Annotated in this window: 15 protein-coding genes; 6 read left to right on the top strand and 9 right to left on the bottom strand. The window is 53.1% G+C overall.

Translation table 11 applies throughout. From position 1 onward, the window contains the following. Nucleotides 1-33 precede the first annotated feature (33 nt). Entirely contained in the window at nucleotides 34-453 is a 420-nt protein-coding gene (locus tag H6G13_RS22170; RefSeq protein WP_190486873.1) for a nuclear transport factor 2 family protein, read from the bottom strand. 204 nt (nucleotides 454-657) lie between these two features. Here H6G13_RS22170 and trpD point away from each other — a divergent pair, with 204 nt between their 5' ends. Next, nucleotides 658-1,734: an anthranilate phosphoribosyltransferase gene (gene trpD / locus H6G13_RS22175; protein WP_347277515.1), complete on the top strand. Its 1,077-nt coding sequence runs from the start codon at nucleotides 658-660 to the stop codon at nucleotides 1,732-1,734. 145 nt (nucleotides 1,735-1,879) lie between these two features. Here trpD and H6G13_RS22180 read toward each other — a convergent pair whose 3' ends face one another. The 4 genes from H6G13_RS22180 to H6G13_RS22195 all read right to left on the bottom strand — a co-directional run bounded on the left by H6G13_RS22180 (nucleotide 1,880) and on the right by H6G13_RS22195 (nucleotide 5,504). Then, nucleotides 1,880-2,644, bottom strand: a complete 765-nt coding sequence (locus tag H6G13_RS22180; protein WP_242028472.1) for a carbohydrate ABC transporter permease — start codon at nucleotides 2,642-2,644, stop codon at nucleotides 1,880-1,882. Between the two features lie 128 nt (nucleotides 2,645-2,772). After that, on the bottom strand, nucleotides 2,773-3,636 hold the full coding sequence (locus H6G13_RS22185) for a Tab2/Atab2 family RNA-binding protein (protein WP_190486877.1): 864 nt from the start codon (nucleotides 3,634-3,636) through the stop codon (nucleotides 2,773-2,775). A gap of 63 nt (nucleotides 3,637-3,699) precedes the next feature. Next, on the bottom strand, nucleotides 3,700-4,581 hold the full coding sequence (locus H6G13_RS22190) for a S1 RNA-binding domain-containing protein (RefSeq protein ID WP_190486879.1): 882 nt from the start codon (nucleotides 4,579-4,581) through the stop codon (nucleotides 3,700-3,702). A gap of 179 nt (nucleotides 4,582-4,760) precedes the next feature. Beyond that, the gene (locus H6G13_RS22195) at nucleotides 4,761-5,504 is read right to left on the bottom strand and encodes a dienelactone hydrolase family protein (protein WP_190486881.1); all 744 of its coding nucleotides are present in this window, start codon (nucleotides 5,502-5,504) and stop codon (nucleotides 4,761-4,763) included. Nucleotides 5,505-5,615: 111 nt separating this feature from the next. Here H6G13_RS22195 and H6G13_RS22200 point away from each other — a divergent pair, with 111 nt between their 5' ends. Then, nucleotides 5,616-5,936 (top strand): BMC domain-containing protein, encoded by a 321-nt coding sequence (locus H6G13_RS22200; protein ID WP_190486883.1) that lies wholly within the window; start codon nucleotides 5,616-5,618, stop codon nucleotides 5,934-5,936. 286 nt (nucleotides 5,937-6,222) lie between these two features. Beyond that, entirely contained in the window at nucleotides 6,223-7,212 is a 990-nt protein-coding gene (locus H6G13_RS22205; RefSeq protein ID WP_190486885.1) for a GntR family transcriptional regulator, read from the top strand. A 14-nt stretch (nucleotides 7,213-7,226) separates the two neighbouring features. On the opposite strand, the gene H6G13_RS22210 is transcribed toward H6G13_RS22205, so the two are convergent. The 4 genes from H6G13_RS22210 to tig all read right to left on the bottom strand — a co-directional run bounded on the left by H6G13_RS22210 (nucleotide 7,227) and on the right by tig (nucleotide 11,775). Continuing rightward, the gene (locus tag H6G13_RS22210; protein WP_190486887.1) at nucleotides 7,227-8,087 is read right to left on the bottom strand and encodes an alpha/beta hydrolase; all 861 of its coding nucleotides are present in this window, start codon (nucleotides 8,085-8,087) and stop codon (nucleotides 7,227-7,229) included. 3 nt (nucleotides 8,088-8,090) lie between these two features. Beyond that, the gene (clpX, locus tag H6G13_RS22215) at nucleotides 8,091-9,428 is read right to left on the bottom strand and encodes an ATP-dependent protease ATP-binding subunit ClpX (protein WP_190486888.1); all 1,338 of its coding nucleotides are present in this window, start codon (nucleotides 9,426-9,428) and stop codon (nucleotides 8,091-8,093) included. 9 nt (nucleotides 9,429-9,437) lie between these two features. Continuing rightward, nucleotides 9,438-10,127 carry an ATP-dependent Clp endopeptidase proteolytic subunit ClpP gene (gene clpP / locus H6G13_RS22220; RefSeq protein ID WP_190486890.1) on the bottom strand — a complete coding sequence of 230 codons (690 nt, stop codon included), beginning with the start codon at nucleotides 10,125-10,127 and terminating at the stop codon, nucleotides 9,438-9,440. A 226-nt stretch (nucleotides 10,128-10,353) separates the two neighbouring features. Then, complete coding sequence (tig, locus tag H6G13_RS22225; RefSeq protein ID WP_190486892.1) at nucleotides 10,354-11,775, bottom strand: trigger factor; 1,422 nt, start codon at nucleotides 11,773-11,775, stop codon at nucleotides 10,354-10,356. A gap of 264 nt (nucleotides 11,776-12,039) precedes the next feature. Between tig and H6G13_RS22230 the strand changes: the two genes are divergently transcribed. From H6G13_RS22230 to H6G13_RS22240, 3 genes are all read left to right on the top strand, one after another. After that, entirely contained in the window at nucleotides 12,040-13,074 is a 1,035-nt protein-coding gene (locus H6G13_RS22230; protein WP_190486894.1) for an aspartate-semialdehyde dehydrogenase, read from the top strand. Between the two features lie 172 nt (nucleotides 13,075-13,246). Then, complete coding sequence (gene dapA / locus H6G13_RS22235) at nucleotides 13,247-14,125, top strand: 4-hydroxy-tetrahydrodipicolinate synthase (protein ID WP_190486897.1); 879 nt, start codon at nucleotides 13,247-13,249, stop codon at nucleotides 14,123-14,125. 395 nt (nucleotides 14,126-14,520) lie between these two features. Next, nucleotides 14,521-16,275, top strand: a complete 1,755-nt coding sequence (locus H6G13_RS22240; RefSeq protein ID WP_190486899.1) for a ribonuclease J — start codon at nucleotides 14,521-14,523, stop codon at nucleotides 16,273-16,275. The last annotated feature ends 24 nt before the right edge of the window (nucleotides 16,276-16,299 follow it).

The raw sequence follows: 16,299 nt of genomic DNA on the forward strand, positions 1-16,299 counted from the left end.
TTTTAGAAGATAGTCTGAAGCGTCTCCATACCGTCAGTTCGACTCTGCCTCCGATTCTGAGCGCAGGCTCATTAGTTCTTGAAGAGACGCTAAGAGCTTCACTTCTGCCTGCACAATCTCATCCTCATTGTTAAGCAGAAATGTCCAGCGCACATTGACATTAAAAATAATGGCTCGTACAGTGCCTTTGACAATGACTTGCCTCAATTCACCGAGTTCAACACTCGCCATTTCTTGGGGGCTAGCCTGCATATTACTTGCTTCTTCCTGCAGATAAGCCTCAATAGCCTCTCGACCGCTGATGGGCTCTTCAAATGGGGCCCGAAGCTCTCCCTCAGCCGCAAAGAGAGCAGCGGTTGCAGCGAAATCGCCCTGATTGAAGGCCGTAAAGTAAGTCTGAACAACCGGCTCAACCTGCAGTTGAAGCAGCCCCTGAGTAGGCGTAGAAGTCATAGCAGCTCCGTTGAAATGAATCGATTAAGACTCATTGTTCAAAACGGTGCACCTTAATGCGCCCTCTAGGAGGTAGATATTCCCTCAAACAGCACCTCCATGAGTTGTCTCAGCAGCCAGCAGATCACTGGCCATATTGGCAATCGAGTTCCGGGCGTTCTGATACTCTGGTAAATTATTGCTGAGTAATACCCTGCACCCACCGTGACCCAAGCCACCGTTGACGCTCCCGCCATTCAAGACTGGCCCCAACTGCTGCAGCAGCTGATTGACAAGCAGTCCCTCACAACTGACCAGGCCGAAGCGTTGATGACCGGATGGTTGAGTGCAGCCATTTCCCCCGAACTGTCGGGGGCTTTTCTGGCGGCCATTCAGGCAAAGGGCGTCTCTGGGACAGAGCTGGCAGGCATGGCCCGCGTGCTGCAGTCCCAGTCCTTAGGAGGCGAAGCTGATACCAGCCTACCTAGCCCACGTATTGACACCTGCGGCACCGGGGGCGATGGCTCTCACACGTTCAATATTTCTACTGCCGTTGCTTTCGTCACGGCAGCAGCCGACGTTGCCGTTGCCAAGCACGGTAACCGCTCGGCCTCCAGCAAAGTCGGTTCTGCCGATGTGTTAGAAGCTCTAGGTATTGATTTAGCCGCCCACCCCGATCTAGTCAGAGCAGCGCTAAAGGAAACAGGCATTACGTTTCTGTTTGCTCGGGGCTGGCATCCGGCAATGAAAGCCGTAGCGCCTATCCGGGCCAGCCTTAAGGTGCGAACTGTCTTTAACCTGCTGGGGCCGCTGGTGAACCCGCTGCGGCCAACCGGTCAGGTAATTGGGGTTTTCGATCCGTCGGTGCTGTCCTCAATGGCAGAAGCACTCAATCAGCTCGAAATGCCCCAAGCAATTGTCTTGCACGGTCGAGAAAATCTGGACGAAGCCGGTCTAGGCGATAAAACCGATTTGGCAGTGCTAGAAAACGGACAGGTCACCCCTGCCGTTTTGGATCCCCAGGCATTTGGGCTAGCAGCCGCTGACAAAACAGCGTTGCGGGGCGGTGAGATCGCAGAGAATGCAGCCATCCTTCAAGCTGTTCTCCAGGGCAAGGGCACTCAGGCTCAGCAGGACGTGGTCGCTTTGAATGCGGCCCTAGCACTCAAGGTAGGAGGCGCGCTCTCCAGTGCAACTTGGGAGGGCTCTGTGCAGCAGGGCGTGAGTCTGGCCCAGGACGTTCTCAGCAGCGGGGCAGCCTGGGATAAGCTGCAGCAGCTGGTTAGCTTCCTAAAGGGCTAACATCCTGACAGAGCACAGTCCGCTAGTGCGTTGTCGCTGTGGTGCAACGCACCAATCAATTGCCAAAGCCTAATGCTTGTTGGCTCTGGTGCATCACGCGCTGAGATAGCGCACACTACATGAGATAGGAGATAGGAGAAAACACCTATCCCTTCAACCCACTGCCTGTTTCTGTAGGCACAATGTAGCGCTGCAAAAACACAAACAGCAGAATCACCGGCACAATCGAAATTACCGATCCGGCAGCGATCAGCCGCCAGTCTAAGGAAAAGCTACCCGCTAGCTGAGCCACGCCCAGGGGTAGGGTATAGTACTCCGGCCGATCTAGAACAATTAGCGGCCAGAGAAAATCGCTCCAGGAGCCAATGAACGTAAAGATGGCCAGCGTGACTAGCGCCGGACGAGTTGCTGGCAGCATCACGTTCCACCAGATCCCCAGTTCCGAACAGCCATCCATGCGAGCCGCTTCTTCTAGCTCTTTAGGAACGCTCTGAAAAGCCTGACGCATGAGAAAAATGCCAAAGGCAGAAGCGATATAGGGGAAAATCAGCCCCAGATAGGAGTTCCGCAAGCCCAGCTGCACCGTGAGGATGTACAGCGGAATCATGACAATCTGAAATGGGATCAAGATGGTGGAAACTACCAGGGAGAAGATTACTTCACGGCCCCGAAAGACGAGCCTTGCCAGAGGGTAGGCCGCAAGAGAGCATACCAGCAGGTTGAGCCCCACCGTGAGCACGGCGACAATCGTGCTGTTGATGAAATAGCGGCCGAAGGGGTTGGTCTGCCAGACCGTAATGAAATTTCGGAAGGTGGGCCGAGCCGGAATGAGCTGGGGCGGAAAGGCAAAGATGTTTTCATCGCCAGACTTGAGGGCGGTGCTGAGCAGCCAGAGCAGGGGGATGAGCATGACCAGTGCGATCGCACTTAGCACCGCATACAGCCCCACCCTGGCCCAAAGCGGTTGCCGCCAAAACTTTTCTAGTGGCTGAAAGCGCGGCTTAGAAGGGGAGCTAGCAGACATCTTGGTAGCCACCCTTAGCCAAAGTTGCGCTCTTGCAGCAGCCAAAACCCAGCAAATGAATCAGCTTCTGGGTTAGCCTGCACGCCAATGAAGTGCACTTGATTGGCTGCCTGCTTTGCCACCTCAAAGTCCTTGGCTTCGCTCTGGGTGTCGGCAGTAGTTAGGTTTGCCAAAATCCAGCTCTCAGCCGGCCCTGTTTCTAAAATTACGCGTGGGGTTTTGCCTTGCTCTAGCCGCAGATAGCCCAGCTCCAAGCCAGACATCCAGCCAGCTAGGGGCATTGCCCGAGGAGAGAAAATTAGAATGCCAGGAATTGGAGTATCGGGGCTAATGCCTGCTAACTCCAGGGGAAAGGCTTCGCCAAAATCAATTTCCCAGTCGGGCATTTCCTGCAGGGCAGCCGCCTCTAGAGTGACAAAAGCCCACTTCTGGCCCATTAGCGCATCTGGCAATGGCTGGGGGCTGGGTGGGGGAGCTGCTACGGTGGGCGCTGGAGCATTTGTGTAGCCAGGCTGATGCGGGTAAAAATTTTGCTTGCGATCGTCTAGCCACTGCTGCAGGGTCAGGGTGCGACGACTGGCCTTGGCAGACAGCCCCGCATCTTCACAGGCCCGGCTGATCATGTTTTGCATTTGATAGCGGAAGAAGCGAATGCGGCTGGGCCGGGCTGGAGCCTGAGCCAAGGCCTCCTCAATGGCTTCTTTGAGCTTGATCGAGTTGACCTCGCTGTTGGACAAAAACTTGCTGAAGCGAAAAGGTTCTCTCGCTTCAGCGTTTACCGTCTGCAGCCCTTCGCAAATGAGCACCTCCCAGACCTTCTTCTGGTTCTCATCTAAAATTGGGCGTGAATAAAAGTCCAGTTCCCAAACGCTACCCATGCCAAATGGCTATCCTACGTGATGTGCTGGTGCAAAACCAGTATCGCTGAATTTTGGCCCGTATCAGTTTTCGCTCTCGGCCAGAATGCGGCTAATGTCTTGAGTCCGGCTCTCGGCCTCGGCCATTACAGTTTCAAGATCCTTTAGCATTTCACCAGGGTACTTCTCCAGCACCTTGGTTGACAGCGAGATGCGATTACGGGCCGCATCGAGATCGACCACAACAGCTTTAATCGCTTGACCTAGCTGAAAGATGGTCGATAGCGAATCGACGTAACTTTTGCTGATCTGGTTGATGTGGAGCAGGCCAGTAATGCCGTTGAATTCAATAAATGCGCCAAATGGCTTGAGGTTGACGACGGTACCGCTGATGAGCTGACCCAGCTCTAGCTGAGTCATGACTTGGGTGCGGGCGGCAATTCGTTGGGAGAGCACCAGCTTGTTAGTCGCTGGGTTTGCCTCCAGGAAACCTACCGTGAGCTTGCTGCCTACTAGAGTTTCTAGATCTTCAACTTTTTGGCTTAGGTGCGATCGCGGCACAAACCCGCGCAGCCCTTCGACGTCTACAGTCACGCCGCCCTTGTTGGTACCGGTAACTTTGACTTCAACGGTAGCGCTTTCTTCTTGCATGGCGCTCAGCTTCTCCCACAGCTTTTTCAGCTCTAGTCGGCGGAGCGAGAGCAGCACCTGCCCATCTGCATCCTGATCGCGAATAATTAAAAAATCCCTTTCATCGCCAATATCGATCACGTCTGCCAGGTTGCTTACCCGCTTGACGGTCACTTCTTCAACGGGCAGCAGGGCCGAGGATTTGCCGCCGATATCCACAGCAGCTCCCTCCGAATCAAAATTCACAACCGTGCCCCGCACGACGCTACCCACCTGAAACGTGTAGTCGTGCTGCTCTTCTAGGGCTCTGGCAAAATCATCAGCGGAAAACGTCAACGTCGGTCCTCCCAAACGGAGCAAAGTCAGTCTTTCAACTATAGCAATCCTATTGGATTCACGAAGCCAAGCAAGGGAGTAAAGCGTCGTTTAGACTCTGCCAATTCATATAAAAATGCAGGGCTGCGCTATAGACGATGCTGACAAGTTCAAGCGGCAATAAGAAACTGTGAGCCCGTCTATAGAGTTTCTTTGAATAATTGCATCACCTGCTGCCAGGCATCGCCAGCGGCTTGCGAATGGTAGCTATCGCGCTGGTCACAAAAAAATCCGTGCCCGACTCCTTCGTAGAGAAAGACCTGATGGGGCACGCTGTGTTTCGCCAATTCAGCTTTAATCTGATCTACCTCCTTTAGCGGAATCAGCGGATCTTCGTTGCCAAAGAAGCCATAAACGGTGCCAGCAATCGCTTGAGTGCGGGTTAGGGTCGGTTCGCCACCACCCGGCGTTAGTGAAGTGATGCCCGCGCCATAGAAAACAGCAGTCGCCTTGATAGCTGGTAGCGTCGCTGCCAGGTAGGCCACATGGCCCCCAAAGCAAAAGCCGATGCAGCCAACCCCGTCCGGCTTGACAGTGGCTTTGCTGTGCAGCAGATCGACCGCAGCTTGAATGTCGCTCAGCAGCTCGTCGGCCTGAGTACCTACCTTATATTTGCGGCCTAGCTCCAAATCCGCCTGAGAATAGCCGACTTCAAAGCCAGGGGCTTGACGGTAGTAAATATGGGGTGCGATCGCAACATAGCCAGCCTCGGCAAACCGATCTGTCACCGATCGAATATGCGCATTGACGCCAAACACCTCCTGAATCACCACCACTGCCGGAAAAGGCCCTTCTCCACCGGGTTCTGCCAGATAAGCTAGGATCGGAGTGTGGTTGCTAATAATCTCGATAGTGGCCGTGCGAATCGGCAAGGATGTCGTCATAGGCTGCTCTCATTGCGCCATCCTTAACTTATCGTGAAGCTGCTGTTAGCAGAAGCCTGCTCAGCCTCGATTGCTCGAGCCCCATTGCTAAAATACGATTGCTAAAGTGCCATGCCAGAAGCCGTTGGGGTGATTGAAACCCTGGGAATGCCCACTGCCCTAGAAGCAGCTGATACGCTCTGCAAGAGCGGCCAAGTGCAGTTTGTGCGATTTGATAATGTGCAGGCAGGGCTAATTAGCGTCATCATCCGAGGGCCTGTCTCGGAGGTCACGGCAGCCATTCAGGCCGCCCTTTCTACGCTGGGCCGAATGCCGAAGGGCAGAGTAGCTGGGCACCACATCATTCCCTGCCCTGATGGCAACCTAGAGGCTGTCCTGCCGCTGCAGTCCCGCTCAGGGACCTCAGAATCGGCAGACTGGCTAATTGATTAGGAGTAGCCCCACCTGCCGACATTGAACGCTGATGTTGAATGAGTGAGGGCTACCCTATTAGTCAAGGGGGTTCAGCCCTGCCCCCTATCAAGAAATGCTTTGTTTACATAGAAGAGGCGATAGTCAAAAGAAGCGATAGTCAAGCTCAAAGTGTCAAAATTTGTTGCGCTCGTGCGGCTTTGACAAAGACTTTCTTCAGATTTTTGTGAATCTAGTTCGTAATGGCCGATAAAACAGGTGTAATACCTTGAGGGCCATTTGGTGTGCTCACGACTCCGGAGGTGCTGTGGCTGTTCAATTTCATATTCAACCTGACAGCGAGATTCCAGCTTCGACGCAGCTTTATGACCAGATCTGGTTTGCGATCGCGTCGCGCCAATATCCCCCCGGCTACCGCCTACCCAGCACTCGCCAGCTGGCCATGCAGACGGGGCTGCACCGCAACACCATCAGCAAAGTTTATCGCCAGCTTGAAGACGCCGGCGTTGTCGAAGCCCTGCCCGGCTCCGGCATTTACGTACGAGAGCAGAACAGTCTGGAGAGCGCTCGGCCCCAGTCCCAGCTTTGGGATGAGTTTCCCAAAGCTCGTGAGGTCGTAGAAAATAGCCTGGACGAGCTGCTGCGCCAAGGCTGCTCTCTCAACCAAGCCCGCGAGCTGTTTCTCGGCGAGATCGACTGGCGGCTGCGCTGCAGCGCGCGCGTTTTAGTGACCACGCCCCGGCAAGACATTGGAGCCGGACAGCTGATGGTACGGGAGCTAGAAGCTGCTCTCAAAATTCCAGTGCAGCTAGTGCCCCTAGAAGAACTCGAAGACGTGCTGGCCCAAACCCGATCCGGTACGGTAGTCACCAGCCGCTACTTTATTACTGAGGCAGAAGCGATCGCCGGTCCTAAATCGGTGCGGGTCATTCCTATCGACATCTACGATTACAACAAAGAGCTGGGCCTGCTCAAAAACCTGTCCAAAGACACCTGTTTGGGCATGGTCAGCCTCAGTACCGGCATTTTGCGGGCGGCAGAGGTGATCAGCTACAGCTTGCGGGGCGACGACATTCTAGTCATGACTGCCCAAAGCGACGATGCCTACAAGCTTGGCTCCCTAGTCCGGAGCGCTCAAACTATTGTCGTGTTCGACCAGAGCAGCCTGCCCGCCGTTAAGCAGGCCGTTAACGAGGCCCGCGAAGAGCTGATCCGACCGCCCCAGCTCATTGTCTGCGACAACTATATTGGTGAGAAGTCAATCAACCTGCTAAAGCGGGAGCTGGGCCTGGACTAAAAACCCAGCGCAAGCTACTCCGCTAAAAACCGATTGACCTGATCCAGATAGGTTTTTGAGTCTTCCAACATGGGAAAGTGAGAGGTTCTGGGGATCTCAACGTATTCCACGCAGGGGCTCAAAGCTGCCGCTCGCCTGCCCAAATCAGAGGGTGTAATTTTGTCGTACTGTCCCGACACCATCAGGGTCGGCACCTTAACCTGAGTAAACTCTCCCGGCATGACCTCAGTCGCTTTCTGGCTGACTGAGGTAAAAATTGTGCCCAGGGCGGTACCGTAATCGGCATTCAAAAAATCTTCTAGAAAAGCCTGCCGCTCGCGCCTGGGAATTGGTCGATGCAGGAAGCGAGCCATGAAGAACCGAGGGGCCAGCGGAATCCGCGCCAGCCAGGTTGGGCGAAACTTCACCACATAGCCGCCAAACTGATAAAAAGCGTTGAAGGCCCGCTCATCGTAGTCAAAAATGCCGTTGCAGGTGAGGATAGCCTTGATCACTCGCTCCGGATAGCGGTTGAGGAAAAAGACGCCGACCGAAGCACCCATCGAGTGGGCATTGAGGTAAACCCGCTCCAGCCCCAACGCATCCAGCAAAGCGATCAGATCGTCGGCAAAGGTTTCTAGTTCATAGCCCCGCTTCAAGCAAAGCTCTCGGCCCGCATCGTCTATGTGCGATCGCCCAAATCCGCGCATGTCGTACAGCAGGCAGTCAAACTGCTCACGCTGGGCTAGCGCTGTGCTGCGCCAATAGCGCGCCGAACCCGCCCAGCCATGCACAAAAACCATAACCGGCTTAGGAGCCGATCCAGACGCTGATGCCTCAGGCGATTTTATCCACTCGTAGTAATGGTTAACGCCGTTAACTAAAACATACGGCATGGGCTAAGCAGATTCTGGTTTGGGTAGAGAGGACGGGTGCAGCAGCAGGTCTGCTGTAGAGCGTTTTTCAACCATTTCTCGTGTGATCATGCAGCGCTTCACATCCATTCGGGAAGGCAGCTCATACATCACATCTAGCATGAGCTCTTCTACGATGCCTCGCAAGGCCCGCGCTCCAGTCTTGCGGCGGTAGGCTTCACGTGCGATCGCAGTCAACGCATCGGGCTTAAATTCAAGCTGCACGTTGTCCATCCGCATCAGCTTTTGGAACTGCTTCACCAGAGCGTTCTTAGGCTCTGTCATGATCGCCATTAGGGCCTCTTCATCCAGCGGTTCAACCACCGAGATCGCTGGAATACGGCCAATGAACTCAGGAATCATGCCGAACTTAACCAGATCGTCTGGCTCTAGATGGCGCAGCACATCAGCTGCCCGCTGTTCTCGTGAAGGCTGGTTTTCGCCAGGCTGGATAAAGCCGATAGACTTCTTACCAGTTCGCTGCTCGACAATTTTCTCTAGACCAACAAAAGCACCGCCACAGATAAAGAGAATATTGCTGGTGTCGATCTGAATACAGTCTTGGTAAGGATGCTTACGGCCACCTTGGGGTGGAACATTAGCAACCGTGCCCTCCAACATCTTCAGCAACGCCTGCTGAACACCCTCACCCGAGACATCACGCGTGATTGAGGGGTTTTCGCTCTTGCGGGCAATCTTATCAATCTCGTCGATGTAGATAATGCCCCGCTGCGCCTCTTCTACATCCAGATCAGCTACCTGCAGCAACCGCAGCAGGATGTTCTCGACATCCTCACCCACGTAGCCCGCTTCAGTCAGAGTCGTGGCATCAGCGACAGCAAAGGGCACATCCAAAATCTTGGCCAGCGTTTGAGCCAGGAGGGTCTTGCCACAACCGGTTGGGCCAATCAGAAGAATGTTGGACTTTTGCAGTTCCACATTCTCATCTAATGGATCATTCCCTCTGTTTTGAAGATAGCTAAGCCGCTTGTAATGGTTGTAGACAGCTACAGAGAGCACTTTTTTGGCCTCATCCTGGCCAATGACGTGCTCGTCGAGATATTTTTTAATTTCCCGAGGCTTGGGAATTTGGTTTAAAGAAATACTGGACGAAGATCGGCGCTTCTCAGCGGGAGGCTCCCGCCGAGGAACTGGCTGGGCCACGGTTGCCCCAGAGTCAAACAGCTCTTCGTCCAAGATCTCGTTACAAAGGTCAACACATTCGTCGCAGATATAGACTCCCGGTCCTGCGATTAATTTTCGGACTTGCTCCTGGGACTTGCCACAGAATGAGCACTTGAGATGGGAGTCGTACTTAGACATAGTGGCCTCTTACTGGAGTGCAGTCACGTCTACGTTAGCTGATAGCTCTTGCCGCTGGATGACTTTGTCGATTAGGCCGTAGGCTTGAGCATCTTCGGCGGACATGTAAAAGTCTCGCTCGGTGTCTGCTTCAATCCGCTCCAGAGACTGGTGAGTGTGGTTGGCAATTAGCTCATTGAGCCGCTGCTTGTGATAGAGAATTTCCTTGGCCTGAATCTCGATGTCCACCGCCTGACCTTGGGCACCGCCTAGGGGTTGGTGAATCATGATTCGAGCGCTCGGGAGAGACAGTCGCTTACCCGGCGCACCCGCACACAGCAGGAAAGCCCCCATACTTGCAGCTAAACCAAAGCAGATAGTGACGACATCTGGCCGAATCTGCTGCATTGTATCGTAAATAGCCATCCCTGCATAAATTGATCCACCTGGAGAATTAATATAAAGCTGCACATCCTTCTCAGGATCTTCAGCATCCAGATAGAGCAGTTGAGCCACAATAGAGTCGGCTACCTGATCGTCAACCGGTGTTCCCAGAAAGACAATGCGTTCCCGCAGCAGCCTGGAGTAGATATCAAAAGCTCGTTCTCCTCTGCCGGATTGCTCAACGACAACCGGGAGAATGCCTTGCGGAGATTGGTTCGCAGCCGAGATCCTGGGATCGAGGCTACGAAGAGAATGAAATGCGATCGAAGAAAACATGGACCCAGCGCTATTCAATAGAAAATCCGCACTTGCTAAGTAGTATATCGGGAGTGAAAGACTAAACTTAGCCCTTCACTCCCGCCATGTCTCCATTATGCCTCAACTTTTTAAGCAGAGGCGACTTGGCTACCGCAGCAAAAACGTCCCAAAAGCAGCAACGAAACGGGAACGCAGCTTAGGTCTGCCCCTTCCCGCCTCAATCTTCACTTCAGAGAAGCTTTCGTTATTCTTCAGAATCTTCCGCAGCAGCCTCAACGACCTCAGCTTCCACGTCTATAGAAGCTACGGCTGGATCAGGTGAAGCTTCTTCCTCCTCGGCAGGCGTTAGCGTTCCTTCGGGCACCAGTTCGAGCGTACTGTTTTCCTCTAGCCAGGCCAAAATCTTGTCCTGTAACAAGTCTTCCTGCACCACCTCTCGCAGCCGCTGAGGATCGACCTTAGTGGGGTCGGAGATTTCAGCCATCATCTCGTCAGCTTTGGCCTCGATTTCAGCCTCTTCAACGGTAATAGAAGCGTGTTTGGCTACTTCTCCTAAGGCCAGGGTACGCTGCAAGCGCTCAATGGCTTCAGGGCGGGTGCGCTCACGCATTCCAGCAATTAGTTCTGGCGTGAGCAGCTTGTTCACATCTAGCCCCTGGTTGCTCAACTGCATCACTGTTTGGGTCAACAAAAAGTCAACCTCTCGCTGGATCAAAGTACTGGGAATCTCGACATCAAGCTGTTTAACCAATTCTGCCAGCAGGGCCTGCTCTCGATTCGTCTTGGTTTGCTGCTCAGCCTCATTGCGGTAGCGCTCCTCTAGAGATTGGCGCAGCTCAGCTAAAGTCTCAAATTCGCTGACTTCCTGGGCAAAGTCGTCGTCTAGTTCAGGCAGTTCCTTTTCTTTGATCTCCTTCACTGTGATAGTGAAGACTGCCTCTTGTCCAGCCAAATCCTCTTGGGGGTAACCCTCTGGGAAGGTAACCTCGATTTCCTTGGTTTCGTCCAGCGTCATACCGACAATGCCTTGGACAAATCCTTCGATGAAGCGGCCGTCCTGCAGCTCTACCTGAAAGTCTTGGGCGCTGCCGCCAGAAAATTCTTCAGGCTCTTCCCCTTCTCTTTTGACTTTGCCAACAAAATCAACTACGGCAATGTCGCCTATTTGGGCCGGTCGGTCTTCAACGGGTACTAGGGTAGCTAGGTTGGTGCGATATTGCTCCAGGGTTTCGTCTACCTGCTCCAGTTTGGGTTTAACTTCCTCAGCCTGGGCTGTAAAACCACTGTACTGCTTTAGGGTGACTCGAGGCGGCACATCCACAGCAGCCGAGATAGTGAGGTCTTGGCCAGGCTCATATTGAGCGATCAGGTCATCGATCGATGACTTGAGCTGGTAGTTGCCGATGGCTTCGATTTCTTCTTGCTTGATGGCTTTATCAACGGCGTTTTGAACCAATTCCTCCAGCACCGCTGCCTTGAATTGGGTAACTCCCACGCGCTGTAAAAAGACTTGGCGGGGCACCTTCCCCTTGCGAAAGCCCGGGATATTCATAGAGTTCATGTACTTACGAAGCACTTGCTCGTAAGTCTGCCGACTCATATCGGCAGGGATCTCAATCTCCAGACCTACTTGACTATCGGGCAGCTTTTCCTGAGTGACTTTCATCGAGGCTATTGGCTATCTACAAAACTGCGATCGCTGCCCTTCTATATAGAGGAGGACAATTTTTCACGCAATATGCAATCATAGCCCATTCCAGCCATGCTCTTAAAAGTCTTTCTAAGATATATAGAATGGGCGGTAGCACTCTTTCGCCAAAGGGTGGAAGGGCACTGGGCAGAGTGAATATTGTTACAGGGGTTGGCTGTCTAGCAGGCACCTGTAGTAGAGTTGAAGTCTATTCACGTTGGCATTAGGAGGGTTTTCGGCTTGTCGCAAGGGTATCGAGTTGCCATCTTAGGAGCTACCGGAGCCGTCGGCAGTGAACTGTTGATGTTGCTGGAGGAGCGGTCTTTCCCTCTAGCGGATCTAAAGCTGCTAGCATCTCCCCGATCGGCGGGTAAAACTCTCCGCTTTAAACAAGAGACCCTGACCATTGAAGCGCTCAGCGATACCTCCTTCAACGGCATTGATATTGTTCTGGCCTCCGCAGGCGCATCGATCTCCCGAGAGTGGGCTCCCAAGGCAGCACGGGCCGGGGCAGTCGTGATAGACAACTCCAGCGCCTTTCGTATGGATCCCCAGGTGCCTTTGGTTGTCCCTGAGGTCAATGGTCAAGCAGCAGCTCAACATCAGGGCATTATCGCCAACCCCAACTGCACAACTATCTTGATGTCTCTGGCTGTCTGGCCGCTGCATCAGGTTAGGCCCGTGCAGCGGCTGGTCGTTGCAACCTATCAGTCAGCTAGCGGTGCAGGCGCACGAGCCATGGAGGAAGTCAAGCAACAGGCTCGCGCCATTCTTGACGGCCAAACGCCCCAAACAGAGGCGTTTCCCTATCCTCTAGCCTTCAATCTGTTCCCCCACAACTCAGCCCTAAACGAGCTGGGCTACTGCCAGGAAGAGATGAAAATGGTGAATGAGACCCGCAAAATATTTGATGTGCCCAATTTAAGAATTACGGCAACTTGTGTTCGGGTTCCCGTGCTGCGGGCACACTCAGAAGCAGTTAACCTAGAGTTTGAAGAACCTTTTGCTCCAGCAGAAGCTAAAGCCATCTTGGCCCAAGCCCCCGGAGTTAAGGTAGTAGAAGACTGGCAAGCTAACTACTTCCCGATGCCTATTGACGCTAGCGGTCAAGACGATGTGCTGGTCGGTCGGATTCGGCAGGATATCTCTCACGACCATAGCCTAGACCTGTGGCTCTGTGGCGATCAGATCCGCAAGGGTGCCGCCCTCAATGCGGTACAAATCGCTGAGCTATTAGTCGCTAAGCAGTGGCTGAAGGTACCTGCCACAGTTTAGCTAGAGATATCGCTTAAAGATAATCGTGTTAGCCTGTGTTCGATGGCTTAAGCGCCTGCCCCTTAAGGATTCGCTGTTGCCATAGACTTCATGTAAACCTGGAGATGCCGCTATGATGCCGTGGACAGTAGCGTCAGCACAGAAAAGATGATAACTAGGAGATAGAGAACGCGTGGCGTATTTCGGGCAAGTCTTGACGGCTATGGTGACCCCCTTTAACGAGGATGGAGCCGTTAACTACGCTGTTGCTGAAAAGCTGGCGGCCCACTTAGTTGACCACGGTAGTGATGCTCTAGTAGTGTGCGGCACAACAGGGGAGTCGCCGACACTTTCCTGGGATGAAGAATACCAGCTGTTCAAGACCGTGCAGCAGGCGGTTGCCGGTCGGGCCAAGGTGGTTGCCGGTACCGGCTCCAACTCCACTCATGAGGCTGTTGAAGCAACTCGCAAAGCCAGCCACCTGGGATTAGATGGTACGCTACAGGTAGTCCCTTATTACAACAAACCCCCGCAGGAGGGCCTCTACCAGCACTTTCGTGCGATCGCACAAGCCGTTCCTGATTTGCCTTTGATGCTCTATAACGTGCCAGGGCGCACCAGCCAAAACCTAGCAGTAGAAACGGTGGTTAAGCTGGCTGAGATTCCCAACATCATGGCTATCAAGGAAGCTAGCGGCAGTCTCGATCAGGCTAGCCAGATTCGTGCAGCTACTCCCGAAGAGTTTGCCATTTACTCCGGAGATGATTCTCTAACGCTGCCTTTGTTAGCAGTAGGAGGCACTGGAGTGGTCAGCGTAGCCAGCCACCTGGTAGGCGACCAAATTCGGCAGATGATTCAGGCCTTTGAATCAGGACAGGTCAAGCAGGCTACCCAAATTCACCTGCAGCTCATGCCTTTGTTTAAGGCTTTGTTTGCAACGACTAATCCTATCCCTGTTAAAGTAGCCCTAGCGCTAAAGGGCTGGCAAGTAGGCGGCGTTCGTCCCCCTCTCTGCCCTCCTTCTGCTGATGTTAAGCAAGTGCTTGAGCAGGTTCTACATGAGCTTGCCTAGCTGCTAGATGCAAACTACCAGCTTGACCTCAGCAACACCAATTTTCTAACAACTAAATACCCTCCAGAGACTTCCTTTCCGGCTTCAAAACCTCTTGTCAAAGTCCACTGATATATCCATAGCAGCTGTCTATGTCAATCAATTTAGCACCTGACCTTCCACTCAAAATTTGCCTGTCCACTACTCATTTTGGCAGTCTGCTTTAGGCTGAGCCTCACAACCTCGCTTACCAGGCACTGTCTAAGGCATCCCCACACCAGAAATAAGCTTCTTATTTTTGCTCTTTCTAACTTCACTCCAAAGGAATTTGCCTGCTAACGCTATAGCAAACCAGCATCTTCCATGACTAAAGCTTCTCCGTCCGTTCACACTTTTTGGATAAATTGTCTTTTTGTATGACTCAAAACAACTCAGAACCTGCTTTGAAAGTGATTCCCCTCGGTGGGCTGCACGAAATCGGTAAAAACACCTGCGTCTTTGAATTCAATGATGAAATCATGCTGTTAGACGCGGGATTGGCATTTCCCAGCGAGGATATGCACGGCGTCAACATCGTTTTGCCCGACGTCACTTACCTGCGAGAGAACCGTCACAAGATCAAAGGCATGATCGTGACCCACGGTCACGAAGACCACATCGGCGGTATTTCCTTCCACCTCAAGCAGTTCGATATCCCTGTCATTTACGGGCCTCGGCTAGCCATGGCCCTGCTTGAAAACAAGCTTGAAGAAGCAGGCCTTAGCGATCACACTGAATTGCGTACCGTTCGCCCTCGGGAAATTGTCAGAATTGGCAACTCTTTCCTAGTTGAATACATTCGCAATACCCATTCCATTGCTGATAGCTTCTCAGTCGCTATCCATACCCCTGCTGGCATTGTCATCCATACTGGAGATTTCAAGGTAGACCACACGCCGGTTGATGGCGAACATTTCGATCTGCAAAGACTAGCAGACTACGGTGAGCGCGGAGTTCTGTGTCTAATTAGTGACTCCACCAACTCTGAAGTGCCTGGCCATACGCCTTCAGAGCGGTCTGTCTATCCCAACTTAGACCGCATCTTCGCTCAAACTGAGGGGCGACTGATCGTTACTACATTCGCGTCCTCGGTTCACCGGGTCAACATGATCTTAGATCTGGCTCGCAAACATCAGAGATCGGTCTTTGTCGTTGGGCGGTCCATGCTTAACGTCATTGCCCACGCTCGCGAGCTAGGCTACATCAAGTGCGAGGAAAGCCTTTTCCAGCCTTTGCGTAGCCTAAATCAGCTTCCCCCCGAGAAAGCTTTAATCCTGACTACCGGCTCTCAAGGTGAGCCTATGGCAGCCCTCACGCGCATTGCCAATAGCGCCCACCGCCAAATCAGAATTCAGCAAGGCGACACTGTCGTTTTCTCAGCCAACCCAATTCCAGGGAACACCATCTCTGTTGTCAACACCATTGACAAGTTAATGATGCTGGGAGCCAAAGTAATCTATGGTCGCGATAAAGGCATTCACGTTTCAGGCCATGGGGCTCAGGAAGACCAAAAGCTAATCCTAGCGCTCACCCGACCTCGTTACTTCCTGCCGGTACACGGAGAGCACCGAATGCTGGTTCGCCATGCAGAAACGGCTCAAAGCATGGGTATTCCGGCTGAGAACATGGTGATCATCAAGAACGGAGACATGGTTGAAGTGTCACCGTCTGGTATCAGAGTAGCTGGGCAGGTTCCCTCTGGCATTGAACTGGTAGATTCCTCCCGTTTTGGGGTTGGCAACGATATTCTGCGCGAACGGCAGCGGCTAGCCGCAGATGGCCTTGTTACGATCGCAGCTGTTGTTGATACAACCGGCGTGCTGTTGTCGAAACCAGCCATTCAAATCAAGGGAGTCGCTCAACCGGTCAACCAAGACAAGCTGCAGCAGTCAGCCTACAACGCGATTGAAACCGTTCTAGCTAATCGCTGGTCGGAGATGGTAGTCGGAAATAAAGCGGATGCTATTGACTGGAATGCACTGCAAGGATTAATTGAGCAAGAGCTCAAGCGACTCGTTCGGCGGGAACTGCCTAAGAGCGAACCGATGGTCGTTGTGATGCTGCAGTGGCCCGAAGTGCAGCGGCAAGTCAAGAGCCAAAGGCCAACCCTAGCTGCCGTTTCTGCTCAATAAGAGAGTTTCGGTTTTTATCAAACG

Source organism: Pseudanabaena sp. FACHB-2040 (assembly GCF_014696715.1).
Taxonomy (GTDB): Bacteria; Cyanobacteriota; Cyanobacteriia; order Phormidesmidales; family Phormidesmidaceae; genus JACVSF01.